A 25,739-nucleotide genomic window follows, 5' to 3' on the forward strand; every position below is an offset into this window, starting at 1 on the left:
TTCGATCCTCCCACGCACGTCGCGCGGGCGGTTCGGCACACTGAGGGCCATGCCAGGTTCCGGTTCAGGGCAAGACGCGACACTGCACATCTGCGTGGTGTGCTCCGGCAACATCTGCCGCTCTCCCATGGCGGCCGTCGTGCTGCGCGAGCACCTCCGGCGGGCCGGGCTCGCCGACCAGGTCCGGGTGACGAGCGCGGGCACCGGGCCGTGGCACGTCGGCGAGCCCGCCGACCCCAGGGCCACGCGGACGTTGGAATCGCACGGCTACGCGGTCGCGCACGTCGCCGCGCAGGTCGGGGCCGAGCACCTCGACGCGGACCTGCTGCTGGCCGCCGACCGCGGCCACGCCAAGGCGCTGCGCAGGCTCGTCGGCGACGGCGACCGGGTGCGCCTGCTGCGCTCGTTCGACCCGGCCGCGCCGGAGGGCGCCGAGGTGCCCGACCCCTACTACGGCGACGGCGACGGTTTCGCCGACGTGCTGGCGATGATCGAGCGGGCGGTACCGGGGATCCTCGACTGGGTACGCGAGAACCGATGAGCAGGAACGAGGCACTGCGGGCCGTGGCCCGGCACGTCGGCACGGAGGCCACCGGCGGCCGCGGCCTCGGCGGAGAGACGACCCTGGTCACACTCGCCGACGATCGCCGGGTGGTGGCCAAGCGCGGCGCGGGCGCGCGGGCCACGCAGGCGGAGGCGGCCGGGCTGCGCTGGCTCGCCGAGCACGGCGACGTGCCCGTTCCCGCCGTGCACGGCGCCGACGACGAGTGGATCGTGCTCGACTACGTCGCGCCGGGCGCACCGGGCATCGCGGCCGCGGAGTCGTTCGGCCGCGGCCTCGCGGCCCTGCACCTGCGGGGTGCGCCCGCGTTCGGCTCGCCGCCGCCGGGCGGGCCGGTGGACGCGTGGATGGGCCTCGCGCCGATGCGCAACGAGGAGCACGCCGACTGGCCCACGTTCTACGCACGGCACCGCGTCGAACCGTACGTCCGCACGTGCGTCGACGCGGGACTGCTCGACCGGGGGCAGGCGGCGGTGTTCGACGAGGTGTGCGCCCGGCTGCCGGAACTGGCCGGCCCGCCGGAGCCGCCCGCCCGGCTGCACGGCGACGCGTGGAGCGGCAACGTGCACTGGGCCGCCGACGGCCGGGTGTGGCTGATCGACCCCGCGGCCTACGGCGGGCACCGGGAAACGGATCTGGCGATGCTCCGCCTGTTCGGCACGCCGCTGCTCGACCACGTCCTCGGCGCGTACGCCGACGCGGCGCGGGACGCGGGGGCCCCGCTGGCCGACGGCTGGACCGGCCGGGTGGACCTGCACCAGCTGTTCCCGCTGCTGATGCACGCGGCCGTCTTCGGCGGGGGCTACGCCGGGCAGGCGCTGGCCGCGGCCCGGGCGGCCCTGCGGGCCTGACGCCACCGCGGGAGCGGCAGCGCTGACCCACGCCGGTCCGCGCTGACCAGCTGTGGCGGGGCTGACGTGCCGCGGCCGCGGGCGACCACATACCGTTGAGGGGTGCGGTGGAAGTTCCTGCTCCGGCCCGGCTGGCTGGCGCTCACGCTCGTGGTGTTCGTCTTCGCCACCGCGTGCTACACGCTGCTGGCGCCGTGGCAGTTCCACCGCGACGACGAGCGCCAGGCCCGCAACGCGGCGCTAACCGAGTCGTTCACCGCGCCACCGCGACCGCTCGACCGCGTGCTCCCCGCGGGGCAGGCACCCGGCCAGCGCACTGAGTGGACGCGCGTGGAGCTGCGGGGCACGTACCTGCCCGAGCACGAGGTCATCGCCCGGCTGCGCACCGTGCAGGGCGAACCCGCGTTCGAGGTGCTCACCCCGCTGCGCACCACGGACGGACAGCTGGTGCTGGTCGACCGGGGATACGTCCGCCCGGACGACCACACGCGGGTGCCGCCGTACGCCGCGCCGCCCGAGGGGCAGGTGCGGGTCGAGGCGCGGGTGCGGCAGGACGAGGTGGACCCGCAGGGCCGCCCGGCGTTCGCCAACGCGTCGACGCAGGGCAGGCTGCACAGCTACGTCGTCAGCTCCTCGGTGGTCGGCGCGGCGACGGGCCTCGACCTCCGGCCGGGGTACTTCCAGCTGGCCGAGGGCCAGCCGGGGGTGCTGGGTGCGCTGCCGCTGCCGAAGCTCGACGCGGGACCCTACTTCTCCTACGCGCTGCAGTGGATCGCGTTCGGCTCGATGACCCTGTTCGCGTGGCTGTATTTCACGATCCGCGAGCTCAAGCCCGGCGGCGTGCTCTCGGGCGACCGGCCGAAGCCGGAGCGCCGCAAGTCGGTCGCGGAGATCCTCGCCGAGGACGAGCGCCGCGAGGCCGGCCTGGACGGTGCCCGCCGCGGCTGAAGTGGCATCTCCGAATACCGCGAGAATGGCCCTGTTCCCAGTCCACTCGGTCGAGGCAGGGTGGGCTCGTGCTCATCCATCCCTGGGACGCCGCCACCGGCGCGGACGAGTGGGTGACGTTCCTCCGGCAGCACGACTTCGGCGAACTGGTCGCGTCCGGCCGAAGGCGCGAGCTGCCGGTGGTGCAACCCGCGCACTACGCCTTCGACGCCCGCGACGGCGGGCACACCGTGTGGCTGCACCTGGCGCGGCCCAACCCGGTGTGGCCGCTGCTGGCGGAGAACCCCAGGGCGTTGTTCGCGGTGACCGGGGACTACGCGTACGTCCCCGCGGACTGGAACGCCGCGCCCGGCGGCGACCCGGCGCTGGGCGTGCCCACGTCGTACTACGCCTCCGTGCAGCTGGAGTGCACGGCCCGGGTGATCGACGACCCGGACGAGAAGGCGGACCTGCTGAACCGGATGCTCGCCCGGTTCGAGACCGCGGGCACTCGCGTGCCCGTGCGTCCCGGCGCGGAACCCGACCGGCGGCTGCTGCCGGCCATCCGCGGGGTCGAGCTGACGGTGACCGGAGTGCGGGCCAAGTTCAAGTTCGGCGGCAACAAGGACGCCGACCACCGCGCCGCCATCGCGGGACGGCTGGCCGGGCGCGACGGCCCCGGCGACCGGGGCGCGCGGCACCATCTGCTGCGCCGCACGCCGGACGCGACCGGGTGAGGCGCCGGCCTGCCGGCACCGTCACCGGGCTCGGCGGCGGGACCGGCGGCGCGCGCCGAGCACCAGGGCCAGCAGCGCCGACGCGCCACCGGCCAGCCAGCCGACCACCCTGGAAAGCTCCACGGCCCGGGTGACGTGCCCGGCGTCCGGGTTGCGGCCGTCACCGAGAACGGGCAGCTCGGCGACGCCGTGCGGGTACGCGGCGCGGCCACCGAGGCGCACCTCCAGCGCGCCCGCGAACGCGGCCTCCACGCGTCCGGCGTTGGGGCTCGGGTGCAGCACGGTGTCGCGGCGCCATGCCCGCCACGCCGCGCCCGCGGATCCGCCGACGACGGGAGCCCCGGCGACGGTGAGCGCCGCGGCGGCGCGCGTGGGCAGCAGCTGCACGAGCTCGTCCAGCCGCGCCGTAGCCAGGCCGAACCGCCGGTACCGGGGGTCGCGGGCCGAGGCGACCGTGCGCAGCACCCCGACCGCGCGGGCGCCGAGCAGACCGGGCACGCCCGCGACCGCACCCCAGGCGAGCGGCGCGACGACCTGGTCGGCGGTGTGCTCGGCGACGGTCTCGACGGACACCCGGGACAGGCCGATCACGTCGAGGTCGGCGGTGCGGCGGGAGTCCCAGCCGGCCAGTAGCTCGCGCGCGCCGTCGAGCCTGCCCGTCTCCAGGTCGCGGGCGAGCTGGGCGCCGTCGGTGGCGACGCGCGTGCCGCCGAGCACGAGCCAGGTGGCGACCGCCGTGCCCGCGGCCTGCAGCACCGGCCGGTGCCGGGTCGCTCGCTCGGCCAGCAGCCCGAGTGCCACCGCGGTGCCGGTGAGCGCACCCGCGTGCACCGCGCCCGGCAGCGGGTGGTCGGCGTAGATCCGCGACTCGACGGCCCTGGCCGCCCGCGTGAACGCGGCGACCGGCCGCTCCCGCGCCGGGTGGGTCACGGCACCGTCCGCGAGTACCCCCAGCAGAAGTCCGACAGCTCGCGCCGCGCTCACCCCGTGTCGCCCCCCGGCCTCGGAGAATCCGTCGCGGGGCAGGCTACTCGACCACCGCCCGGCCGTACGGTGGACCCAGGGCACAGTACGGCGGAGCACGACACAGTACGGCGCGGGACGAGGTGTGCGATGACCGTGATCGTCGTGATGGGCGTGGCCGGGTCCGGCAAGACGACCGTCGGGACGGCGCTGGCGGCCATGCTCGGGGTGCCCTACGCCGAGGCCGACGACTTCCACTCACCCGCCAACATCGCGAAGATGTCCGCGGGCGTCCCGCTCACCGACGCCGACCGCATGCCGTGGCTGCGTGCCATCGCGCGCTGGATCGGCGCGCACACGCACGGCGGAGGCGTCGTCACCTGCTCCGCGCTGAAGCGGCGCTACCGCGACGTGCTGCGCGCCGGCGGGCCCGCGTGGTTCCTGCACCTGCACGGCGATCGGGACCTGCTCGCCCGCCGTCTGACGGCCCGGCGGGGACACTTCATGCCGGTGGCGCTGCTCGACTCGCAGCTGGCCGACCTCGAACCACTGGAGCCCGACGAGCCCGGCCGCACCGTGGACATCGCCGCACCCGCCGACGACATCGTCGCCGGCCTGGTCAGGGATCGGCCCTGGCCCACGCCCTGAGCATCACGTGCGCGATCGACGCGTTGCCGGGCAGAGCCAGCTCGGCGTGCTCACCGTCGAACGCGGCCCGCACCTCGGCCCTCGCCACCCACCGGGCGTCCTCGATCTCACCGTCGGCGGGCACCGGCTCGGCGGCACGGTCGGCGCGCGCGGCGAAGCCCAGCATGATCGAGCGCGGGAACGGCCACGGCTGGCTGCCCAGATAGCGGACGTCGCGGACCTCGACGCCGACCTCCTCCCGGATCTCCCGTTCCGTGCAGGCCTCCAGCGACTCCCCCGCCTCGACGAACCCGGCCAGCACGGAGTACCGGCCGGGCGGCCAGACCGGCTGCCGCGCGAGGAGGACGTGCTCGCCGTTGGTGCCCACGTCGTCGTGCACGAGGCAGATGACCGCGGGATCGGTGCGCGGGTACTCCTCGCGGCCGCACGACTGGCAGCGGGTGGCCCAGCCGAACTGGACGCGGCGCACCGTGCCGCCGCAGCGGGCGCAGAAGCCTCCCCGCCGGTGCCAGTTGCGCAGCGCGACGGCGGTGGTGAACAGGCCCGCGGCGGTGTCGTCGAGCAGGGCCCCGTGCCCGCGCAGGTCGATCCACACCTCGCCGTCGGCGGCGGGCGCCTCGTACGGGAAGCCCCAGCCGCCGGCCACCCGGACCGTCTCGGTGTCCCCTTCCGGCGCGCCGGGCAGCGCCCAGTAGTCGGCGCCCTCCCACTCGCCGAGGAACACCGCGTCCTCCGGCGGCTCGGCTCCGAAGTCCGGCGCCTTGCGGACCGACAGCGGCACGCCCGCGCCCCCGACGGTGTCGGCGGGCACGGGCGTGCGGCCCTTGTCGTCGAGCAGCACCACCCGCGCGGTCGGCCAGCGCGCGACGAGCCGCCCGGGATCGTTCCGCAGCTGTTCCTGCCGGTCGGCGGTCGACCGCGACAGGGTCGGCAGCCGGTCCAGCTGGAACGGCGGGCTGGTCGTCACTCCGGCCGCTCCACCGTGACGCCGCCGAGGGCGTTCAGCTGCGGAGCGAGCGTGTCGGCGTCACCGACCACGACACCGGTGAACCGGCTGGGGGCGAAGAAGTCCAGCGCGGCCTGCGCCACCTCCTCCGTGGTCACCCGCGCCACCCGCTCCGGGTGCGCGGCCAGCCACTCGGGGCCCAGTCCCACCGCCGCGAGCGCCGACAGCTGGCCGGCCAGCCCGCCCTGTGACGACGTCGCGATCAGCAGCGACCCGATGGCGTACTGCCGCACCGACTCCACGTCGGCGTCGGTCGGCGGGACCAGTCCGAGCCTGCCCAGCTCGTAGCGGGTCTCCAGCAGCGCCGCCGCGGTGACCTCGTTGGCGGTGTCCGCCTCGACCTGCACGGTGGCCTTGCTGCCGGTGAACTCGAAGCCGGAGTGGGCGCCGTAGGTGTAGCCCTTGTCCTCACGGATGTTCTCCACCAGCCGCGAGGAGAAGTAGCCGCCGAACGCCAGGTTGGCGAGCTGCAGGGCCGGATAGCGGGGGTCGGTGCGGGGCAGCGCCTGCGCCGAGAGGCGGATCTGCGACTGCACGGCACCCGCCCTCGGCACGAGCAGGATGTCCCCGCCGGCGAGGTCGGGCAGCGCGGGCAGGGCGGCCGCGGACCGGTCGGACTCCCAGCCCGTCAGCGCCCGCTCCACGTCGCCGACCACGGTGTCGGGGTCGATGTCGCCGACCAGGACGAGTGTGGATCCCCTCGGCAGCACGGCCTGCCCGTGCAGGGCCCGCACCGCTTCGGGCGTCACCTCGGCGACGTCCTCTGCCCTCGGCATCTCGCGGGTGTAGGGGTGGTCGCCGTAGCGGCGCCGCTGCAGCGCCTCCCTGGCGATCACGCGGGGCTGGGTGCGGGCGACCGCGAGCCGTTCCACGATCCGGGCCGACTCCCTGGCCACCTCGTCGTCCACGTGGGTGGCGCCGGTGAGCACGTCGGCGAGCACGTCGAGCAGCGTGGGCAGGCCGCTGGCCAGCGAGGTGCCGGAGACCGCGAGGTGCTCCGGGTCGACGACGGTGCCCAGCTCACCACCGATGAGCGCGAGCTCGGTGTCGATGGCGATCCGGTCACGCCGCCGAGTGCCGGTGAGCAGTGTCTCCGCGAGCACCTCGGCGGTCGCCGGGTGCATCGGGTCGTCGCCCGCGAACGGGATCTGCAGGCGCACCTCGACGAGCGGCACGGTGGCCTTGCGCACGGCCAGCACGCGCAGGCCGTTGCCGAGCACGGTGTCCACATGGGACAGATCCGCGGCGGCACGCTGCTCGCCGAGCGGAGGCACCTCCCGCGGCCCCTGCGGCGTCGCTCCGATCTCGACCGCGCTGCGGTGGGCTGCGGCGGTCACTGGGCACCTCCCTGTTCCGGTTCGACGAGGAGCACGGCACGCGAGTCGGGTCGCAGTGCCTTGGCCGCCTCGGCCACTTCCTCGGCCGTGACCGCGCCGATCCGGTCGGCCAGGCCGTGCACGAGGCTCGCGTCACCGTAGAGCAGCTCGAACGAGCCGAGGGCGAGCGTGCGCGACATCAGCCGGTCGTGGTCGGAGTGCAGGTTGGCGCTCCAGCGCGCGGTGATCTTCGCCAGTTCCTGCTCGCCGGGCGGGGTGGTGGCGAGCGACTCCAGCTCCTCGTCCAGCGCGCCGAGCACCCGCTCCGCGCTGACCTCGGGCGCGTGGATGGCGGTGATCGAGAACGTGTCCGGGTCGCGGGCCTCGAACGGGCCGAACAGCCCGGCACCCGCGTTGATGTCGGTCACCAGCGGTTCCCGGTGGACGAGGCGCTGCTGCAGGCGGGAGCCGTCGCCGTCGGTGAGCAGTCCGGCCAGCACGAGGTGGGCCAGGTAGCCGTCCAGCTCGTTGACGGGGTCGGACATCCGGTAGCCCACGGCGAGGGCGGGTAGCGGGGCGTGCGGATCGGTGTGGCTGCCGCGCAGCTCGCCGCTGGGGCGCGGCTCGGCGAACGACGGGCGGTGCGGCTTCGGCCGGGCGGGCACGTCACCGAAGTGCTTCTCGATGAGCGCGCGGGCCCGGTCGATCTCGAAGTCGCCCGCGACGGTGAGCACCGCGTTGGCCGGCGCGTAGTAGGTGTCGAAGAAGGCCGCGCAGTCGTCGATCGTGGCCTGCTCGAGGTCGGTGAAGTCGCCGTAGCCGTTGTGCGCGTTGGGGAACGTCGAGTACAGCACCGGTGGCAGGAGGATCCACGGGAACCCGCCGTACGGCCGGTTCAGCACGTTGAGCCGGATCTCCTCCTTCACCACGTCGATCTGGTTGGCGAGGTTCTCCGCGGTGAGCTTCGGCGCCCGCATCCGGTCGGCCTCGAGGAACAGGGCACGCTCCAGCGCGGCCGACGGCAGCACCTCGAAGTAGTCGGTGTAGTCGGGGTGCGTCGAGCCGTTGAAGACGCCGCCACTGCCCTGCACGTAGCGGAAGTGGGCCAGCTTCTCCAGGCTCTCGCTGCCCTGGAACATGAGGTGCTCGAAGAGGTGCGCGAAACCCGTGCGCCCCTCCGGTTCCGAGCGGAAGCCCACGTCGTAGTGCACGCTGACCCCCACGACCGGGGCGGTCCGGTCGGGTGCGAGCACGACCCGCAGGCCGTTGTCGAGAGTGAATCTGTGTAGCTCGGGTACGGCCATGACGCACACCCTACGGGAGGTCCGCGACCGTCCGCGGGATCGGCGAACGGACCGGGAAGGGGCTCGGTGAACAAGGACTTGACAGGACGACGGATCTTGGTCACGGGCGCGACGAGCGGTCTCGGCCGGTACGTCGCGGGCGAGCTCGCGGAGGCCGGGGCCACCGTGCTGGCGCACGGCAGGAACGCGGACCGGCTGCGTGCCGTGCGCGCCGGACCGGGGGCCCAGGTGCTCCGCGCCGACCTCGCCGACCTGCGGCAGGTCGAGCGGCTGGCCGAGGAGATCAGGCAACGGCACGGTCCGCTGGACGGGCTCGTCAACAACGCGGGCGTCGGCTCCGGGCCCGGCGGGGACGGGCGGGAGGTGAGCGCCGACGGCATCGAGCTCCGGTTCGCCGTCAACTACCTCGCGGGCTACCACCTGACGCGAAAGATCCTCCCGGTACTGCGCGCGCCGGCGCGAATCGTCAATGTCGCGTCGGCGGGGCAACACGACATCGACTTCTCGGACCCGCTGCTGTGGCACGGCTACACCGGCTGGCGCGCCTACGGGCAGAGCAAGCTCGCGCAGGTGATGTTCACGATCGACCTCGCCGAGGAGCTGGACGGCAGCGGCGTGACCGTCAACGCGGTGCACCCGGCGACGTTCATGGACACCGGGATGGTCCGCGAGGCGGGCGTCCGCCCCGCGAGCACGGTGGCCGAGGGCGGGGCGGCGGTGCTGCGGCTGCTCACCGACCCGGCGCTCGAGGGCACCACCGGCCGGTTCTTCACCGGCACCGAGGAGTCCACCCCGCACCGGCAGGCACACGACCGCGAGGCCCGGCAGCGGCTGCGCGCGCTCAGCGACGAGCTGATCGCCGACGCGCTCGGCTGAGCGGGAGCCCGCTCAGCCGGGCGGGGCGAACGGTCCGGTGTCCTCCCCGCCGCGGGGACGTTCCTGGTCCGCCGGTTCCGGGGTCCACGGCGGTGCTGGGCCCGGAGCGGGGGATCCCGGTTGCGGCGGGTAGGGCGGGACTCCCGCCACGCGGGCGTGGTCGCGGTTCCGCCGTTCCACCAGCACGGCCGACAGGTACGCCCACGGCGGAACCTGCGGCGGCACCGGCGCGCCGAGGTACCCGGCGATCTCGTCGGCGATCCGCCTGCCGAGCCGCTCGCGGGCCTCCTCGGTGAGGCTGCCGTACCGGGCGAGGTACTGGCGGGCGGACAGGGCGGCGTCGTCCGGCAGCGCCGACAGGTCGAGCCGGCTCGCCCAGTGCGCCAGCGCGGGGGGCATCCCGATCAGCGGGGTGGACTCCGCCGGCGCGCGGTCCCGCAGCACGACGGTCCCGGCGAGGAAGTCGCCGACCCGCTTGCCCTTCCGCGAGCTCAGCGACACGAGGAAGCCGACGACACTCCACAGCCAGAACGGCCCGAAGTCGACGAAGGCTCCGGTGAGCGCGCGGGTGAACGCGTGCCGGAACCGGATGGGGCCGCCATCGTCGCGCACCACCCGCAGGCCGAGGGCGAGCTTGCCGAGCGTGCGGCCCCGGCTCAGCGTCTCGAAGGTCGTGGGGTAGCCGACGAGCACCAGCAGCGTCGCCGCGCCGATCAGCGCGCCGAGCAGCACACCGTCGAGATCACCGACCACGACGAACAGGACGGCCACGACCAGTAGCGCGAGCACCTGCACCAGGGCGTCGATCGCCAGCCCGAGCGCGCGGGTCGCGGACCGGGCGAGGGTCAGGTCCAGGACGACGGCGTCCCCGGTGACGAGGTCGGATTCGGGCCGCACCCGGAAAAGTATGGTGGTGCGGGCAGCGCGGGGAAAGGCAGGGTGAGGTCGCGTGGACCTGGACGTGTTCGTGGCCGCGCACCGCGCCGAATGGGACCGGCTGGCCGAGCTGGTGCGGCGGAGCGGGCGGCTGCGCGGCCCGGAGGCCGACGAGCTCGTGCGGCTCTACCAGCGTGCCGCGACACACCTGTCGATCGTGCGGTCGTCGGCTCCGGACCCGGCCGTGCTGGCGCGGCTGTCGGCGCTGGTGGCGAAGGCACGGTCGGCGGTGACGGGCACGCACAACCCGGCGTGGCGGGAGGTCGGGCTGTTCTTCTCCCGCCGGTTCCCCGCCGCCGTGTACCGCGGCTGGCCGTGGTGGGTCGCCACGACGGTGGTGTTTCTCGGGGTGACCGCCGTGCTCTCGGCGTGGATCGCCGGGGACGAGGCCGTGCGCGCGACCATCGCGGCGCCCGAGGAGATCAGGGCCATGACCCGTCCCGGCGGTGGCTACGAGGCGTACTACTCGAGCGAGCCGGCCGGTTCGTTCGCCACGCAGGTGTGGACGAACAACGCGCGGGTGGCGGCGGCGTCGCTCGTGCTCGGCGTGTTGCTGGGGCTGCCGGTGCTGTTCGTGTTGTGGACCAACGCGCTCAACCTCGCCGTCGGGATCGGGCTCATGACCGCGGCCGGGCGCGGCGAGTTCTTCCTCGGCCTGCTCGCCCCGCACGGGCTGCTGGAGCTCACGGCGGTGTTCGTGGCCGCCGGAACCGGGTTGCGGCTCGGCTGGACGGTGATCGACCCGGGGCGGCGGAGCCGGTCCGCGGCGCTCGCCCGCGAGGGCCGCTCGGTGGTCGTGATCGCGCTGGGGCTGGTCGTGGTGCTGCTGGTCTCGGGGCTGATCGAGGCGTTCGTGACCCCGTCCGGCCTGCCGACGTGGGCGCGGGTGGGGATCGGCGTCGCCGCCGAGGCGGCGTTCCTCGCCTACGTCTTCGTACTCGGCAGGCGCGCCGCCGCCGCGGGCGAGACCGGCGACCTCGACCCCCGCGCGGCCGGTGACGAAGCCCCCGCCCGGGGGTGAGCGAGGGAGCTTTACTACCGCCAGACGCTAGTAAAGCTCCCTCGCTCACCCCCGGCGGGCGGTGGGAGGGGGTCACAGGCGGCCGGTGGCCTTCAGGGTGAGGTAGCGGTCGGCGAGGGCGGGCGGCAGCGCGCCGGGGTCCGCGTCGACCACGTCGGCGCCGTGGCGGCCCAGCAGGGCGGTGACGTGTGCCCGCTCGGCCAGGGTCCGCTCGGCGGCCGCGGCGCCGTAGACGCTCTCCGCGTCGCCCCGGCCGCGCGCCAGTTCCGCCACCGCGGGATCGGCGACCGCGGCGATCAGCAGCCGGTGCCGCGCGGTGAGCGACGGCAGCACGGGGAGCAGCCCCTCCTCCAGCGGCGCCGGGTCGAGCCCGGTCAGCAGCACCACGAGCGAACGGCGCCGGGTACGGCGCAGCACCTCGCGGACGAGGCCGCGCGCGTCCAGCTCCACCAGTTCGGGTTCGAGTGGCGCCATGGCCGACACCAGCGACGGCAGCAGCTCCGCCTGGCCCGCGCCCTGCACGCTCGCCCGCACCCGCCGGTCGTAGGCGAGCAGTTCCACCCGGTCGCCTGCCCTGGCCGCGAGCGCGGCCAGCAGCAGCGCGGCGTCCATCGCCGCGTCGAGTCGTGTCCCGTCGCCGACGCGGCCGGCCGCCGTGCGCCCGGTGTCCAGCACGAGCACGATGTGCCGGTCGCGTTCCGGCCGCCACGTGCGCACCATGACGTCCGCCGCCCGCGCCGTCGCCCGCCAGTCGATCGAGCGCACGTCGTCACCGGTGACGTACTCCCGCAGCGAGTCGAACTCGGTGCCCCTGCCCCGCACGAGCGCGGCCCGGCGCCCGTCCAGCTCCCGCAGCCGGTCGAGCATGCCCGGCAGGTGCCGCCTGCTGTGGAACGGCGGCAGCGCGCGCACGGTCCACGGCACCTCGTGCGACCCCTGGCGCGCGGCGAGCCCCAGCGGCCCGACCGACCGCACCGTCACCCGCTCCGCGGGCCGGTCGCCGCGCCGGGTCGGGCGCAGCCGGGTGCGGACCACGCGTGCCTCGCCCGCCGGAACGTGCAGGCGGTGCCGGTCGGCGACGGCGCCCGCGCTCGGGACCCACGCGTCCCGCAGCACGCCGCGCACCGGCCTGCCGCCCGGGTTGGCGACCCGCAGTGCCACCTCGGCCTCCGCGCCGAGCCGCACGGCGTCGTCCCCGGACCGGCCGAACTCCAGCCGCCGCACGCCGCCGGCCAGCAGCAGGTCCGCCCCGACGCCCGCGAGCACGACCCCGGTCACGGCGAGCACCCCCGGCCACGACGGCAGCAGCAGCCCCACGACCAGCGCGCCCGCCAGCGCGAGCAGCCCCGCCCTGCCGGTGAGTGCCATCAGCGTGGCACCGGGACCGACGCCAGCACGCGGTCGAGCACACCGTCCGCGGTCGCGCCCTCCAGCTCGGCCTCGGGCCGCAGGCCGACGCGGTGCCGCAGCGCGGGCTTGGCCAGGGTCTTGACGTCGTCGGGAGTCACGTACTCGCGGCCGGACAGCCACGCCCAGGCCCTGGCCACGGCCAGCAGCCCGGTCGCTCCCCGGGGCGACACGCCGAGCCGCACGCCCGGGGCCGCCCGCGTCGCGCGGCACACGTCCACGGCGTAGCCGATGACCTCAGGACCCACCGTCACCTGCCGCACCGCCGCGCGAGCCGCGCGCAGGTCGGCCGCACCGGCGACCGGAGCGACCCCGGCGGCGCCCAGGTCCCTCGGGTCGAAGCCCTGCGCGTGCCGGGTGAGGATGCCGATCTCCTCCTCCCGCGCGGGCAGCGGCACGACCAGCTTGAGCAGGAACCGGTCGAGCTGTGCCTCCGGCAGCGGATAGGTGCCCTCGTACTCGACGGGGTTCTGCGTGGCCACCACCGCGAACTCGTCGGGCAGCCGCCGGGGGCTGCCGTCCACCGACACCTGCCGCTCCTCCATCGCCTCCAGCAGCGCGGACTGTGTCTTGGGCGGGGTCCGGTTGATCTCGTCGGCGAGCAGCAGGTTCGTGAACACGGGGCCCTCGCGGAAGGAGAACTCCGCGGAGTGCGTGTCGTAGACGATCGAGCCGGTGACGTCGCCCGGCATCAGGTCCGGCGTGAACTGGATGCGGTTGGTCTCCAGGTCGAGCGCCGCCGCGAGCGTGCGCACCAGCAGCGTCTTCGCCACCCCCGGCACGCCCTCGATCAGGACGTGGCCCCGGCAGAGCAACGCGAGGATCAGCCCGGTCACGGCGGCGTCGTTGCCGACGACGGCCTTGGTGACCTCCGAGCGCAGCGCGATGAGCGCATCGCGGGGTGCGGTCCCCGCGCTCCCTGCGGTCCCTGCGGTCCCTGCAGTCACTGCCTGACCTCGCTCTCCCTCTCGAGTGCGTCCAGCGCGTCCGCCAGCCGGACCAGCTGGGAATCGTCGGTCAACGGCGGGGGCCCGCCAGGCCAAGCCGGACCGTACAGCACGGCGCCGACCTCGGCGGGAGCGCGCCCGGTGCGGGCGGCGACGGCGGCGACCACCGTCTCCGGCGCGGCGTCCCGGCCCAGCCCGGCCAGCGGCCGGAGCCTGCGCAGGGACGCCTCGCGCAGCGCCTGCGCGGCGTGGTCGGCCGCGGCGGCGCGGCGGTACAGCCGCGCCCGGCCCTCGACGGTCTCGGCCGCCCGCACCACCACCGGCAGCGGCTCGGTGACGACCCGGCCGAGGCGGCGGGCCCGCCACAGGGCGAGCAGCGCGACCGCGATCCCCGCCTGCACGGCGCCGAACACCCACCCGCGCGGCAGCAGCGCGTACAGCGACCGGTCCCCGTCGCGCAGGCCCGGGTCACCCGCCGACGGCAGGTACCAGACGAGCCGCTCGTGCGCGCCGAGCAGGCGCATCGCCAGCGCCGCGTTGCCCTCCTCGGCCAGCGCGCCGTTGGTCAGCGGGTGCCCCCCGGCGAGCACGGTGACGTCGCCTGCCCGCGCGAGCCCGCCCCCGTAGCAGGTGACCGGGCCCCGGTAGGCGGTCCCGCCCAGCTCGGCCACACCCGCACCGGTGGCCGCGGGCAGCGCGCAGTCCGGCGGCCGGGCCTCGGTGCCGAGCTGCCCGTCCCCGGCGGTGGTGACGGCATCGGCGACGGCTTCCAGCGCCGCCTCGTCCGGGGCCACGAGCACCAGGTGTGCCGACCGGCGGGCGAGCGCGGCCAGCGTGTCCGGCTCGACCAGCCCCGGCCTGGCGACGAGCACGGTCGCGCCGGCCGGGTCGGCGTCGGCGCTGGAGTACACGGGCTCGACGCGCACGCCCTGCTCCGCCAGCAGCCGGGTGAGCGCCCTGGTCCCGCCGGGCCCGTACGAGCGGGGATCGAGCGCGGCGTCCCCGCCGCCCCGGGCGAGCACCAGCACCACCCCGGTCAGGAGCACGGCCAGCACGATGACGACGGGAGCGCGGGCGGCCCGCCACACGCGCCGGGCGTCCGGCGAGACCGACGTGTCCGCCGCGGTCACGGCACGCCTGCCGGTCTGCTGCCCGCCAGCGTCTCGTCCAGCACGGTGAGCCTGCGGTAGTCCTCCGCGCCGGCCGGGAGGCCGCCGTAGTGAACGGCGTCGAAGCGCCGTGCGGCCGCCCGCAGCTCCTCCGCCGCCACGGGCAGGACCCTGGCGGCCTCGGCCGCGGCCTCGTCGGCGGTGCGGCCCGGCCGCTCGTCGACCAGACCGCGCTCCTCCAGCGACCGCACGATCGCGCGGAACCGCTCCCGCACCGACTCCGCCAGGTCTCCCCTGCCGAACGCCTGCTCGGCGGCCAGCCGGTGGTCGGCCGCCGAGCGTGCCCTGCCCGCGAACACCGCACCGGCACGGCGAGCGCGGTGCCGCGCCGTCCGCCCGACCCGCAGCCGGATCAGCACCACCAGCGCCAGCACCAGCCCGACGAGCACGACCACAGCCGCAGGGCCGCCCGGCAGCGAACCGGCGAGCGCGAACAGGTCGGCCAGGCGCTCGCCCACCCACCGCAGTGCCGCCGCCAGCGGGGACGGCTCGGCGTCCGCGTAGGCCGGGTCGGCCAGCTCGGCGCGGGCGGCGCGCCGGGCGTCGTCGCGGCCGATGTCGACGGGTACGTCGGCGAGCGGCACCGGCGCTACGCCGTCCCCGCCGCGCGCGCCAGCTCCAGGTCCAGCCCTTCCTTGCGCATCCGCTGGTCGATGTAGAGCAGCGCGGTGACCAGGGCCACGAACGGCACGGTGATGGTCTGGGCGATCGCGTCACCGATCCGGATGATCAGCATGTCGCCGAAGGACAGCTCGGCGGTGGAGAACGCGCCGCCCATCGCGCTGAACGGCACGCCGATGACGAGGGCGATCAGCGTGGTGATGACCATGGCCAGCAGCAGCACGCCGAACACGCGCCACCAGGCACCCCGCACGAGCAGCCGGGACCGGCCCAGCGACTGCCCGATGCTCCCGCGTTCCAGGATCAGCGCGGGCGTGGCCAGACCGAACAGCACCCACAGCCAGATGCCGGGCAGGATGCACAGGATCAGGCCCACCATCACGATCAGGGTCACCACGACGGTGAGCCCGAACAGCGGCAGCAGCCTGGGCCTGAGCTCGGCCCACGCCTCACCGGCGCCGATCGGCTTGCCGAGCACCGCCTTGCCCGCCACCACGGTGAGGAAACCGGCGAGGAACGTCTGCGTGAGCAGCGTGATGAGGGCGGCGACGCCGTTGGTGGCGAGGCTGTCGCCCATGGCGGCGAACGCCTGGTCCAGCTGCTCCTCGGGGCTCGCGTTCTGGTCGATCGTGACGACCTGGTTCAGCGAGTCCAGCACGAAGAAGTCCGTGATCAGGTAGAGCGCGGCGCTGATCACCGCGACGATCGCCGAGGAGCCGAAGACCACGCCCGCGTGCTTGCGCATGGTGGTGATGGCGCCGTCGAGGATCTCGCCGAGGCCGAGCGGGCGCAGCGGGATCACCCCCGGCTTGCCGTGGCCGAGCGGGCCACCCGCGCCGCCCGCACCGCTGCCCTCCGGCTGCCCGGGGTAGCGGGGATACTGCCCCTGCGGGCCCTGGCCGTGCCGTGGATCGTCGTCCGGGTTCGGCGTGGACCAGCCGGTCGAATCCGTCATGGGGAAATCCTCGCTCCTGTCCTCTGGTCATGGATCGTGGGGGCGATTATGCAAGCTCCGCGGAGTTTCTCCGCAGCACACGATCGCCCGTGGCGTGCTCGTTATGCTTCGCAGGAGACCAGCCGACCCGGGGACCCCACGAATGACGCAACCGCACGGCCCGCAGTGGCCCGGCCACTGGGCGGGTGCCGTCCCGCCCCGGCGGCCTTCGCGGGGGCCCGCCATCGCGGCGGTGGTCAGCGGTGCGGCGCTCGCCGTGGTGATCCTGGTGATCGCCCTCACGGTGCCCGGCGGGGACGACCGGCCGTCGGCCGGGTCGGGGTTCCGCAGCTACCCGGGCGCGACGACGAGCGACGCGTCCCCCAGCCCCTCCCCGAGCGGCCCGGCCGAGACCACCACGACGATGTCGCCGCCCGCCCCCACGACGACCCTGCCCTCCCCGTCCGCCGCGCCGGGTCCCCGGAAGGTCCTCAAGCTCGCCGACCACCCGCTGCTGCGGGACCCCGAGGCGGGCCTGCAGAACCTGGCGTGCCACCTGCCCGCCTGGCGCAGCGACCAGGCGTCGGCGGAGGCCTTCTTCACGGCCGCCCGGCGCTGCCTCGACGCCGCGTGGCGGCCGTTGCTGGAGCACTACGACCTCCCGTTCTCCTCGCCCGAACTGCATTTCCCGAAGCGCAGCAGCTTCCAGACCGAATGCGGCACGATCCAGGTCGGGATCGCCACGGCCGCCTACTACTGCGAGAACGACCTGTACGTGCCGTTCGCCGGGCTGCAGACGGACCAGTACGGCGACAGCCCGGGCGTGTACCTCGCGCTGTTCGCGCACGAGTACGGCCACCACGTGCAGGAGCTGGCCGGGATCATGGACGCCGCGTGGGAACGCATCTACGCCGTGGGCCAGGACAGCCCCGCCGGGCAGGAGATGTCCCGCCGCAAGGAGCTGCAGGCGCAGTGCTTCTCGGGCATGTTCCTCGGCTCGCACGTCGAGCGGGGCGGGTCCATCACCCGGGAGATGTACGAGAACGCGTGGCGCGACCAGGACACCCGCGGCGACGACACGTCGGGCACCCACGACCATGGCAGCAACGCCCACTACGCGGGCTGGTGGCGGACCGGGGCCGTGCACAACCGGATCGCCCAGTGCAACACCTTCGCCGCCGCCCCCGCCGACGTGAGCTGACCGGCCGGGCGCGCTACGCGAGGGCGGTACGGAGCCGGGGCCCGCGCACCACGAGGTAGGCGTACACACCCCCGGCGGCGCAGCTGAGCACCAGCAGGAACAAGCCGGCGGGGCGGCGCAGGTCGCCGATCCCCGGCGCCGTGCCGGCGAGGCTCACCTCGACCAGGCCGCTGCCGCCCGCATCGGACGGCACCGCGATGCGCACCTGCTCGTCCTGGTCGTGGCCGCAGCCGCTGAGCGTGCCGTCGCGGGTCGTGCCGTCCAGCTCGAACCGCACGGTCTCCTCCGCGTCCGGTGTCGTGCACTCGGCGGGCAACGTGACCGTGGCCGTGACGACCCGCCGCTGCTCCGGCTCCGGGACGCTGAACAGGGACGGGCCTGCCCACCACGCGGCGAGCACGACGCACAGGCCGGCGAGGCTGGCGACACCGAGTACCTTCCAGGTGAGCGACGGCGGGCGCCGTCCTCGCTTCACTCGCTGTCGCACACGGTCCATGGTTCCAGATGGGGGCGGCGAAACCCAGGCTGACCGGCCCCGCCGGGGGTCACCCGACCGGCGCGTCCCCGGTCAGCCGGTTCTGTTCGCCCGGTTCGCCTTCTCCTCGGCGGGGGTGACCTTGCGGATGTAGAGCAACTGGTCGCCCGCTTCGATGGCGTCGGCCTCGGGCGCGTCGACCCGGAACAGCCTGCCCTCGCGCACGATGCCGAGCACGATGTCGGGCAGGTGCCGCGGCGAGCCGCCCACCTCCTCCGGTTCGACCTGCCGTTCGGCGATGGCGAGCCCCGCCTCCGGGGTGAGCAGGTCCTCCACCATCGCCACCACCAGCGGGGTGCGCGTGGCCATGCCGAGCAGGCGGCCCGCGGTGTCGCTCGACACCACCACCTGGTCGGCGCCGGACTGCTTGAGCAGGTGCACGTTCTCCGCCTCCCGCACGGACGCGATGATGTGCGCCTTGGGGGCCAGCTCGCGGGCGGTGAGGGTGACGAGCACCGCCGTGTCGTCGCGGTTGGCGGCGACCACCACCGACCTGGCCCGCTGCACGCCCGCGACGCGCAGCACGTCGCCCCGGGTGGCCGAACCGTGCACGGTGATCAGTCCCCTGGCGGCCGCGGAGTCCAGCGCCTGCTGGTCGGTGTCCACCACGACCACCTGGTTGGGCTCGACGTTCTCGTCGACGAGCAGCGTGTTCACCGCGGACCGGCCCTTGGTGCCGAACCCGACGACCACGACATGGTCACGCACGGTGCGCCTCCACTTCTGGATCCGCAGCGCCTGCCGGGACCGCTCGGTGAGTACTTCCAGTGTGGTGCCGACGAGCACGATCAGGAACAACACCCGCAGCGGCGTGATGAGCACGATGTTGACCAGTCGCGCCGTGTCCGTGACCGGCGAGATGTCGCCGTACCCGGTGGTCGACAGGGACACGGTCGCGTAGTAGATGGCATCCAGGAAGGACACGCCGTCGCCCTTGGAGTCCTGGTAGCCGTCGCGGTCGAGGTAGACGACGAGCACGACCACGAACAGCACCAGGACCGCGCCGACGACCCGGCGGACGATCGCGTTGAGCGGGCTCACCGTCGTCTCGGGCATCCGCACGACGCCGGCCAGGGCATGCCCCGGCAGGTCGGCCAGCTGCTCGGCACCCGCCCGCCGGCCCATCCGCTTGATCACCACAGCCGGGAGCCTAGTCCCGCGCCCCGGCCTTCCGCCGGGCCTGTGCCGCGGACCCGGCCGCGCGGCTCACCCGGCCTCCGGTACCGACCTCAGCAGCGCCCGCAGCCCCTCCGCGTCGAGCAGGTCCACCGGCCGCACGGTCCGGTCGGCACGGACGTAGTGGAACGCCGCGCGCACCTTCTCCAGCGGCGCGCCGGTGAGCCCAGCCCAGGCGAGCCGGTACGCGGCGAGCTGCACGGCCAGCGCGGGCAGCCGCGCGGAGTCCGGCACCGCGCCGGTCTTCCAGTCCACCACGGTCCAGCCACCGTCCGGATCGGCGAAGACCGCGTCCATCCGGCCCCGGACCGTCACGCCCTCGATGTCGGTGGAGAAGGGCACCTCCACGTCGTGCGGGGTGCGGTGTGCCCACTCGCTGCGCTCGAACGCCTCCCGCAGCGACTCCAGCTCGGCGTCGGTGTCGGCGCTGTCGGCGTCCGCGGCGCCGGGCAGCTCGTCGATCTCGAACAGCCGCTCCCCGGCGAAGCGCCGCTCCAGCCAGCCGTGGAAGGCCGTGCCGCGGCGGGCGTAGACGTTGGGCCGCACCGGCAGCGGCCTGCGCAACCTGCGCGCCAGCGCCTCCGGCTCACCTGCCAGCTCCACCAGCTGGCTCACCGAGAGCTGCCCGGGCAGCAGGATGCGCTCCCCCGTGCCCACGGCCCGCGCCCGCTCGGCGAGCAGCACGTCGGTGTCGGCGATCCAGCCGTCCGGGTCGTCCTGCGCCGTGTCCGGTGAGCCGCCTTCCTGATCCGCCGGGTCGGCCACGTCACCGCCGCCGAACAACGCGGTCTGGCCGGGGCCCGCGAGCCCGGCCAGCTCGGCCAGCACCAGCTCGGCCCCCTCGCGCACGGCGGAACGGCGCTGCCCCAGCGGGTCGGCGGGCCATGCGGCCGCCCGCGCCGACGAGTGCAGCGGGTTGGGCTCGTCCGGCTCCGGCTCGGGAGCCCAGTGCGCCACCGTCCCCACCCCGTCCTGCTCGGCCAGCACGCCGGCGATCTCGGTGAGGAAGTCGGAGGGGCCTTTCGGCTTGCCGCTGCCCTCGTTCCACCAGTGACCCGACACGAGCAGGCAGTGCTCGGACCGGGTGAGCGCCACATAGCAGAGCCGCCGCTCCTCCTCGGCGTGTCGCTCGGCGAACCGCCGCTCGTGCTCGGCGCAGGCGTCGAGCACCTCCTTGCGGTCCTCGTCGCCGCGCCACGTCAGCTCGGGCAGGTCCTGCGCGTCCCCGCGCAGCGCGGCGGGCAGCTCGGGCACCGTCTTCAGCCACGACGACGAGCGGCGCCTGCCGGGGAAGACGTCCCGCACCAGGTGCGGCACGGCCACGACGCGCCACTCCAGGCCCTTGGCGGAGTGCACGGTGAGCACCTGCACGCGGTCGGGCACCACCTCCACCTCGCCCGGTGGCAGCCCGTCCTCCGCGTGCTCCGCCGTCGCGATGTAGTCCAGAAAGGACAGCAGGGTGGCGGTGGGCGCGTTCTCGGCGTACTCGGTGACGACGTCGGCGAACGCGTCGAGGTGCGCCCGGCCCGCGCCGCCCGGCCGGGCGAGCGCCTCGACGTCGAGCAGCATCGTGCGCTCGACGTCGGCGACCAGCTCCGGCAGCGGCTGGTCGAGCCTGCGGCGCAGCGCGGCCAGCTCCGTGGCGAGCCTGCGGACGCGGGCGAGGCCCTCCCGCGAGTAGCCGTACCGTTCCGGGTCACCGGGGTCGTCGATGGCGTCCACCAGACCCGCCTGCTCGGCGCGTTCGGCGACGATCGCGGACTCGTCTCCCGCGGGGGCGGACAGGTCCTGCGCCCGCCGCCACAGCGCGGCGAGGTCGGCCGCGCCGATCCGCCAGCGGGCGCCGGTCAGCAGCCGCGCCGCGGCCGTGCCCGCGAGCGGCTCGGCGAGCACGCGCAGGGTAGCCACGAGGTCGGCGACCTCGGGCTCGTCGAGCAGCCCGCCGAGCCCGACCACCTCGACCGGCAGGCCGCGGGCCCGCAACGCGGCGGCGATCGGCGCCATGTCCGCCCGCCTGCGCACCAGCACCGCGGCGGTGGGCGGGCTCCCGCTCTCGGCGCGCTCACCGAACCACACCTCCGCCAGCGCGTCCGCGAGCCACTCCCGCTCCGCGCGCACGTCGGCCAGCAGCGCGCAGCGGATGTCCGCCGGTCCCGCGCCCTCGCGCGCCCGCAGCCGCTCGACGCCGAGACCGGCCGCGCGCAGCGGCTCCGCCACCGCGTTGGCCAGCGTGAGCACCTCCGGCGGGTTGCGGAAGCTGGTGAGCATCCCGTACCGCGAGGCGGGCACCGGCCGGTCGCCCTCGTGCCGGGGGAAGTCGGTGGCGAACCGGGGCAGGTTGGCCGCGCTCGCCCCGCGCCAGCCGTAGATCGCCTGCGCCGGGTCGCCCACGGCCGTGACCGGCATCGGGTCGGCGCCGCCGAACAGCGCCCGCAGCAGCACCCGCTGTGCGTGCCCGGTGTCCTGGTACTCGTCGAGCAGCACGGCGCCGTACCGCGCGCGCTCGCCCGCGACCACGTCGGCGTGCGTGTCGGCGAGCCGGGCGGCCAGCGCCATCTGGTCGGCGAAGTCGAGCGCGCCCTCCGCGCGCTTGCGCCGCTGGTAGTCCTCGATCAGCGGGAGCAGCTGCAGGCGGAGACGCTGCGCGGCCACCATCTCGGTGAGCGCGACCGGCGGGGCCGCGCGCTGCCCCTTGGCGCGGGGCGCGTTCTCGGCGATGCGGCAGAAACGTTCGGTGTACTCCCGCAGCCGGTCGGGGTCCACCAGGTGCTCCCCCAGCTCCCCGGCGAGACCGAGCAGGTGCGCCGTGACCGAGGCGGGCACCCGGTCGGTCTCCAGGTCACTGTCCCATGAGGACACGACGCGGTACGCCAGCTGCCACGACGCCGTCTCCGACAGCAGCCGCGCCCCCGGCTGGACGGGCAGCCGCAGGCCGTGCTCGGCGAGCAGCCGCCCGGCGTAGGCGTGGTAGGTGAGCACGGTCGGCTCGCCGGCGAGCACCGCGAGCCTGCGCTGCCCGCCGGGGTCCAGCCGGTCCAGCAGGCCCGACCCGGCCAGCCTGCGCAGCCGGGCGCGGACGCGGTCGGCGAGCTGGCGGGCCGCCTTGCGGGTGAACGTCAGGCCCAGCACCCGGTCGGGCGTCACGAATCCGTTGGCGACCAGCCACACCACGCGTGCCGCCATCGTCTCGGTCTTGCCGGCTCCGGCGCCCGCCACGACGAGCGCGGGCTCGGCCGGGGCCGCGATCACCGCCGCCTGCTCCTCGGTCGGCGGGTGCAGGCCGAGCGCGTGGGCGATCTCGGCGGGTGGCACGACAGTGCCGCTGGCGCGGGCGGTGCCGGTGATGCTCACGGTCCCGTCACCTGCCTGCCCTCGGGCCGCAGGGGGCACGCGCCCCGGCCGGGGCAGCGGTCGCAGTCGGCGTTCTCGTGCGCGGCGTAGCCGGGGCCCGCCGCCGACGCGGCGGCGGCCCGCACCAGCGCCAGCCATTCCCGCCCGGACTCGTCGTCGAGCGCGGGCTGGTCGCGCACGGTGGCACCCGTCTTCTGGTTCGCCTTCGCGACGTACACCAGCCGGGCGCCGCCGGGCTCGCGGCCGTGCTCGGCGAACGCGCCGAGCAGGGTCGCGAGCTGGTAGGCGGCCAGCTGCGGGTGCTTCTCGGCGTCGCCCGCGCTGACGGCGCTCTTGCTGGTCTTGACGTCGACGATCACCGGCCTGCCCTGCCGGTCGAGCTCCAGCCGGTCGACCCGGCCCCGCAGCTTCACCCGCAGCTCCTCGGCCTCGGCGGGCAGTTCGGCTTCCATGTCCAGCTCGACCGCCAGCTGGGTCAGCTCGTCGCGGCTGGTCCGCAGCCAGGTCAGGAAGTTCCGCACCATCTGCTCGACGCGGCGGCGCTCCCGGCGGGAGAACCAGGGCGCGCCCGCGTCGACGCGCGCCCACGCCCGGTCGAGCTCGGCCCGCAGCTGTTCCTCGTCGGCGCCGGTCGCGGCCGCCTGCGCCAGCGCGTGCACCAGGGTGCCGGTGACCGCGGCCAGCTGGGCCGGGTCGCTGCCACCGTGCCGTTCGAGCAGCCACCGCAGCGGGCACTTGGCCAGCACGTCCACAGTGGACGGACTGACCCGCACGACGTCGCCCGGCGCGTACAGCGGCGTCTCGGTGGACGGCTGGGCGAGGCCGTACCAGTAGTCGGGGTGCGCGCCGGGGACGCCCGCGTCGGCGAGCCGCGCCAGCTGCCGGGCCGCCAGCCGCCTGCGGCCCGGGTCGGCTTCCGCGTCACACACCACCGACCGCAGCTCGCCGACGAGCTCGGCGAGCACGAGCGAGCGCTCGCGCGTGTACTGGCGCACGTCCGGGCCCGGCTCGCCGGTGACCTCGCCGACCAGCTCGTCGACGAAGCGGGAGGGCTGCTCGTCCTCGCCCTGCACGGCGGAGACGAGCAGCGCCCGCCGGGCACGGCTGGCGGCGACGTAGAACAGCCTGCGCTCCTCGGCGAGGATCGGCGCGGTCGCGGACACCACGTCGTCGTCCACCCCGGACAGCAGGTCGACCAGCCGCTCGACGCCGAGCAGGGAACCGCGCAGGCGCAGGTCGGGCCAGCTGCCCTCCTGCGCACCGGCGACGGCCACCACCGTCCACTCCCGGCCGGCGGCACCGTGGGCGGTCAGCAGGGAGACCCCCTCGCCGCGCGCGGCGACCGGCGCGAGGCTGTCGCCCGCGATGTGCTGGGAGCCGAGGTAGTCGACGAAACCGGCCACGCTCGCCTTCGGCAGCCGGTCGACATAGCGACCCGCGGCGTGGAACAGCGCCACCACGGCGTCGAGGTCGCGGTCGGCCTGCGCGGCGAGCGACCCGCCCCGCGTCACCTGGTGCAGCAGCCGGGACTCCAGCCCGCTGGCCTGCCACACCTCCCACAGCACGTCCTCCACCCCGGCGCCACGCCGGATCGCGTCGCGCGCGGTGGTGAGCAGCCGCCCGACCCGGCGCACCGGCGCGGCCTCGGCGTCGCCGAGCCCGGCGAGCACGTCGCCCTCGCGCAGCACCTCAACGAGCAGCTCGTCGCTGCCCCGCTCCCCGCCCGCGGCGACCTCCAGCCTGCGCAGACCGCGCCGCAGCCTGCGCAGCGCCAGCGGGTCGGCGCCACCGAGCGGCGAGGCCAGCAGCATCTCGGCGACGTCGGCGTCGAGGGTGTCCGGGTCGGCGGCCAGGCGCAGCACCGTCAGCAACGGCCGGACCCCGGGCTGCCGGGCCAGCGCCATCTCCTCGGTGGCCGAGGCGATCGGCACCCGCGCGGCGCCGAGCGCGCGCTGCAGCACCGGGAACGAGCGGGCGGGCGAGCGCACGAGCACCGCCATCTCCGACCACGGGACGCCGTCCACGAGGTGCGCGCGGCGCAGCTGGTCGGCGATCCAGCTCGCCTCGGCCGCGGGCGTGGGCAGCAGCCGGGTGCGCACGGTGCCTTCCGTGTCCGCCGCGCCGTCCGTCGGGCCGGGCGCGCGGTGCCGGGCCGCGCCGGGCAGCCCGGCGGCCACCGTGCCGACGGCGGCGCGCACCGCGGCGGCCATGCGATGCCCCCTGGTGAGCGTGATGGTGCGGGCACCGTCGGGGTCGGCGTCGGTGAGCAGCCGCGGATCGGCGCCACGGAAGGAGAACACGGCCTGGTCGGGGTCACCGGCCAGCACGAAGTCGTCCGCGCCGCTGCCGAGCAGGCGCAGCAGGCGGAACTGCAGCGGATCCAGGTGCTGCGCGTCGTCGACGAACAGGTGCCGCACCCGGCCCTGTTCCCTGGCCAGCAACGCCGGGTCGCCCTCCAGCTCGACCAGCGCGCTCGCCACCAGCTCGGCCGCGTCGAGGGCGGGCGCGCCCGGGTTGCCGAGCCCGCTGCCACCGGCACCCAGCAGCAGGGTGACCTCCTCGTACTGCCGCCAGAACCGGCCCGCGGCCGTCCACTCGGGACGCTGCTGCTGGCGGCCGAGCTTCACCAGGTCCTCGGGGCCGAGCCCGCGTTCGGCGGCCCGCAGCAGCAGATCCCTCAGCTCCTCGGCGAAACCGGGCACGGTCAGCGCGGGGCGCAGGTGCTCGGGCCAGTACTCCGCGCCCGCCTCGAGGTCGCCCGCCAGCAGCTCGCGTACCACGACGTCCTGCTCGGGGCCGGACAGCAGGCGCGGCGCCGGTTCGCCGCGCAGCCCGGCCTGCAGGCGCAGCACGGCGAAGGCGTACGAGTGGACCGTGCGGACGACGGGTTCCCGGACGGTGCGGCCCGCGTGCTCCGGGTCCGCCGTGAGACCGCGGGTGATGTCGGTGCGCAGGGCGTCGGCCGCGCGGCGGGACGCCGTGAGCACGAGCAGGCTCTCCGGGTCGGCACCCTGCCGGACGCGGGTGGCGGCGGCCGTGCCCAGCAGGGTCGTCTTGCCCGAACCCGGGCCGCCCAGCACCCGGACGAACCCGCGCGGACCGGCGAGGAGTGCCCGCGCGGCGTCGTCCCACCGGCGGGGCGGCGGTGGCTGCGCGGGTGAGCGCACCAGCCGCGCGTGGGTCTGTGGCCGTCGTCCGCTCACGTGCTGATGGAATCATGAGCGGGGGACAGAACCGGACAGCGGCACGGC

22 protein-coding genes are annotated in these 25,739 nt (G+C 75.5%); 8 read left to right on the forward strand and 14 right to left on the reverse strand.

Annotated elements, in window-relative coordinates:
- Window positions 1-49: 49 nt before the first annotated feature.
- The 4 genes from B0I33_RS25830 (at window position 50) to B0I33_RS25845 (ending at window position 3,077) form a co-directional block, all read left to right on the forward strand.
- Window positions 50-541 carry a low molecular weight protein-tyrosine-phosphatase gene (locus B0I33_RS25830; RefSeq protein ID WP_106181708.1) on the forward strand — a complete coding sequence of 164 codons (492 nt, stop codon included), beginning with the start codon at window positions 50-52 and terminating at the stop codon, window positions 539-541.
- Entirely contained in the window at window positions 538-1,413 is an 876-nt protein-coding gene (locus B0I33_RS25835) for a fructosamine kinase family protein (protein WP_106181493.1), read from the forward strand. The genes B0I33_RS25830 and B0I33_RS25835 overlap by 4 nt, the downstream gene beginning before the upstream one ends.
- A 102-nt stretch (window positions 1,414-1,515) precedes the next feature.
- Window positions 1,516-2,361 (forward strand): SURF1 family cytochrome oxidase biogenesis protein, encoded by an 846-nt coding sequence (locus B0I33_RS25840; RefSeq protein WP_106181494.1) that lies wholly within the window; start codon window positions 1,516-1,518, stop codon window positions 2,359-2,361.
- Between the two features lie 68 nt (window positions 2,362-2,429).
- On the forward strand, window positions 2,430-3,077 hold the full coding sequence (locus B0I33_RS25845; protein ID WP_106181495.1) for an FMN-binding negative transcriptional regulator: 648 nt from the start codon (window positions 2,430-2,432) through the stop codon (window positions 3,075-3,077).
- 21 nt (window positions 3,078-3,098) lie between these two features.
- Here the strand turns inward: B0I33_RS25845 and B0I33_RS25850 are convergent, their stop codons facing one another.
- Window positions 3,099-4,061 (reverse strand): cobalamin biosynthesis protein CobD/CbiB, encoded by a 963-nt coding sequence (locus B0I33_RS25850; RefSeq protein WP_106181496.1) that lies wholly within the window; start codon window positions 4,059-4,061, stop codon window positions 3,099-3,101.
- Window positions 4,062-4,190: 129 nt separating this feature from the next.
- Here B0I33_RS25850 and B0I33_RS25855 point away from each other — a divergent pair, with 129 nt between their 5' ends.
- On the forward strand, window positions 4,191-4,688 hold the full coding sequence (locus B0I33_RS25855) for a gluconokinase (protein ID WP_106181497.1): 498 nt from the start codon (window positions 4,191-4,193) through the stop codon (window positions 4,686-4,688).
- Here B0I33_RS25855 and nudC read toward each other — a convergent pair.
- Genes nudC through B0I33_RS25870 form a run of 3 tightly spaced genes read right to left on the reverse strand, consistent with a single transcriptional unit; the run spans window position 4,660 to window position 8,314 of the window.
- On the reverse strand, window positions 4,660-5,655 hold the full coding sequence (gene nudC / locus B0I33_RS25860; protein ID WP_106181498.1) for an NAD(+) diphosphatase: 996 nt from the start codon (window positions 5,653-5,655) through the stop codon (window positions 4,660-4,662). The two genes, B0I33_RS25855 and nudC, sit on opposite strands and share 29 nt — an antisense overlap.
- Window positions 5,652-7,031, reverse strand: a complete 1,380-nt coding sequence (locus B0I33_RS25865) for a M16 family metallopeptidase (RefSeq protein ID WP_106181499.1) — start codon at window positions 7,029-7,031, stop codon at window positions 5,652-5,654. Before B0I33_RS25865 ends, nudC begins: the two co-directional genes overlap by 4 nt.
- Window positions 7,028-8,314 carry a M16 family metallopeptidase gene (locus B0I33_RS25870; RefSeq protein WP_106181500.1) on the reverse strand — a complete coding sequence of 429 codons (1,287 nt, stop codon included), beginning with the start codon at window positions 8,312-8,314 and terminating at the stop codon, window positions 7,028-7,030. The genes B0I33_RS25865 and B0I33_RS25870 overlap by 4 nt, the downstream gene beginning before the upstream one ends.
- Before the next feature lie 78 nt (window positions 8,315-8,392).
- Here B0I33_RS25870 and B0I33_RS25875 point away from each other — a divergent pair, with 78 nt between their 5' ends.
- Entirely contained in the window at window positions 8,393-9,190 is a 798-nt protein-coding gene (locus tag B0I33_RS25875; protein WP_106181710.1) for an SDR family NAD(P)-dependent oxidoreductase, read from the forward strand.
- Between the two features lie 12 nt (window positions 9,191-9,202).
- Here the strand turns inward: B0I33_RS25875 and B0I33_RS25880 are convergent, their stop codons facing one another.
- Window positions 9,203-10,087, reverse strand: coding sequence for an RDD family protein (locus B0I33_RS25880; protein WP_181193457.1), 885 nt, complete (start codon window positions 10,085-10,087; stop codon window positions 9,203-9,205).
- Between the two features lie 52 nt (window positions 10,088-10,139).
- On the opposite strand from B0I33_RS25880, the gene B0I33_RS25885 reads away from it, so the two are divergent.
- Window positions 10,140-11,147 carry a stage II sporulation protein M gene (locus tag B0I33_RS25885; RefSeq protein WP_106181502.1) on the forward strand — a complete coding sequence of 336 codons (1,008 nt, stop codon included), beginning with the start codon at window positions 10,140-10,142 and terminating at the stop codon, window positions 11,145-11,147.
- A gap of 72 nt (window positions 11,148-11,219) precedes the next feature.
- Here the strand turns inward: B0I33_RS25885 and B0I33_RS25890 are convergent, their stop codons facing one another.
- The 5 genes from B0I33_RS25890 to B0I33_RS25910 are packed head-to-tail and all read right to left on the reverse strand — an operon-like array spanning window position 11,220 to window position 16,246.
- Window positions 11,220-12,515 carry a DUF58 domain-containing protein gene (locus tag B0I33_RS25890; RefSeq protein ID WP_106181503.1) on the reverse strand — a complete coding sequence of 432 codons (1,296 nt, stop codon included), beginning with the start codon at window positions 12,513-12,515 and terminating at the stop codon, window positions 11,220-11,222.
- Entirely contained in the window at window positions 12,515-13,501 is a 987-nt protein-coding gene (locus B0I33_RS25895; protein ID WP_106181504.1) for an AAA family ATPase, read from the reverse strand. The genes B0I33_RS25890 and B0I33_RS25895 overlap by 1 nt, the downstream gene beginning before the upstream one ends.
- Complete coding sequence (locus B0I33_RS25900; protein ID WP_181193458.1) at window positions 13,498-14,631, reverse strand: DUF4350 domain-containing protein; 1,134 nt, start codon at window positions 14,629-14,631, stop codon at window positions 13,498-13,500. The genes B0I33_RS25895 and B0I33_RS25900 overlap by 4 nt, the downstream gene beginning before the upstream one ends.
- Entirely contained in the window at window positions 14,628-15,254 is a 627-nt protein-coding gene (locus tag B0I33_RS25905; RefSeq protein WP_106181505.1) for a DUF4129 domain-containing protein, read from the reverse strand. The genes B0I33_RS25900 and B0I33_RS25905 overlap by 4 nt, the downstream gene beginning before the upstream one ends.
- 5 nt (window positions 15,255-15,259) lie before the next feature.
- A complete protein-coding gene (locus B0I33_RS25910; protein ID WP_106181506.1) occupies window positions 15,260-16,246 on the reverse strand; it encodes a DUF7847 domain-containing protein in 987 nt (328 codons plus the stop codon).
- Between the two features lie 142 nt (window positions 16,247-16,388).
- On the opposite strand from B0I33_RS25910, the gene B0I33_RS25915 reads away from it, so the two are divergent.
- Window positions 16,389-17,426 carry a neutral zinc metallopeptidase gene (locus B0I33_RS25915; RefSeq protein WP_106181507.1) on the forward strand — a complete coding sequence of 346 codons (1,038 nt, stop codon included), beginning with the start codon at window positions 16,389-16,391 and terminating at the stop codon, window positions 17,424-17,426.
- Window positions 17,427-17,439: 13 nt separating this feature from the next.
- Here the strand turns inward: B0I33_RS25915 and B0I33_RS25920 are convergent, their stop codons facing one another.
- From B0I33_RS25920 to B0I33_RS25935, 4 genes are all read right to left on the reverse strand, one after another.
- Window positions 17,440-17,913: a hypothetical protein gene (locus tag B0I33_RS25920; RefSeq protein WP_245901073.1), complete on the reverse strand. Its 474-nt coding sequence runs from the start codon at window positions 17,911-17,913 to the stop codon at window positions 17,440-17,442.
- Window positions 17,914-17,994: 81 nt separating this feature from the next.
- Window positions 17,995-19,086 carry a potassium channel family protein gene (locus B0I33_RS25925; protein ID WP_106181714.1) on the reverse strand — a complete coding sequence of 364 codons (1,092 nt, stop codon included), beginning with the start codon at window positions 19,084-19,086 and terminating at the stop codon, window positions 17,995-17,997.
- An 81-nt stretch (window positions 19,087-19,167) separates the two neighbouring features.
- Complete coding sequence (locus B0I33_RS25930; RefSeq protein ID WP_106181715.1) at window positions 19,168-22,482, reverse strand: ATP-dependent helicase; 3,315 nt, start codon at window positions 22,480-22,482, stop codon at window positions 19,168-19,170.
- A gap of 2 nt (window positions 22,483-22,484) precedes the next feature.
- The gene (locus B0I33_RS25935) at window positions 22,485-25,691 is read right to left on the reverse strand and encodes an ATP-dependent helicase (RefSeq protein ID WP_245901075.1); all 3,207 of its coding nucleotides are present in this window, start codon (window positions 25,689-25,691) and stop codon (window positions 22,485-22,487) included.
- Window positions 25,692-25,739 lie beyond the last annotated feature (48 nt).

The organism is Prauserella shujinwangii (assembly GCF_003001955.1).
GTDB lineage: Bacteria > Actinomycetota > Actinomycetes > Mycobacteriales > Pseudonocardiaceae > Qaidamihabitans > Qaidamihabitans shujinwangii.

Bases quoted from the DNA above. Each gene is read 5' to 3' on its own strand.
- B0I33_RS25830 (WP_106181708.1), top strand. From the start codon at position 50: ATGCCAGGTTCCGGTTCAGGGCAAGACGCGACACTGCACATCTGCGTG.
- B0I33_RS25835 (WP_106181493.1), top strand. From the start codon at position 538: ATGAGCAGGAACGAGGCACTGCGGGCCGTGGCCCGGCACGTCGGCACG.
- B0I33_RS25855 (WP_106181497.1), top strand. From the start codon at position 4,191: ATGACCGTGATCGTCGTGATGGGCGTGGCCGGGTCCGGCAAGACGACC.
- B0I33_RS25870 (WP_106181500.1), bottom strand. From the start codon at position 8,314: ATGGCCGTACCCGAGCTACACAGATTCACTCTCGACAACGGCCTGCGG.
- B0I33_RS25890 (WP_106181503.1), bottom strand. From the start codon at position 12,515: ATGGCACTCACCGGCAGGGCGGGGCTGCTCGCGCTGGCGGGCGCGCTG.
- B0I33_RS25910 (WP_106181506.1), bottom strand. From the start codon at position 16,246: ATGACGGATTCGACCGGCTGGTCCACGCCGAACCCGGACGACGATCCA.
- B0I33_RS25915 (WP_106181507.1), top strand. From the start codon at position 16,389: ATGACGCAACCGCACGGCCCGCAGTGGCCCGGCCACTGGGCGGGTGCC.
- B0I33_RS25925 (WP_106181714.1), bottom strand. From the start codon at position 19,086: ATGGGCCGGCGGGCGGGTGCCGAGCAGCTGGCCGACCTGCCGGGGCAT.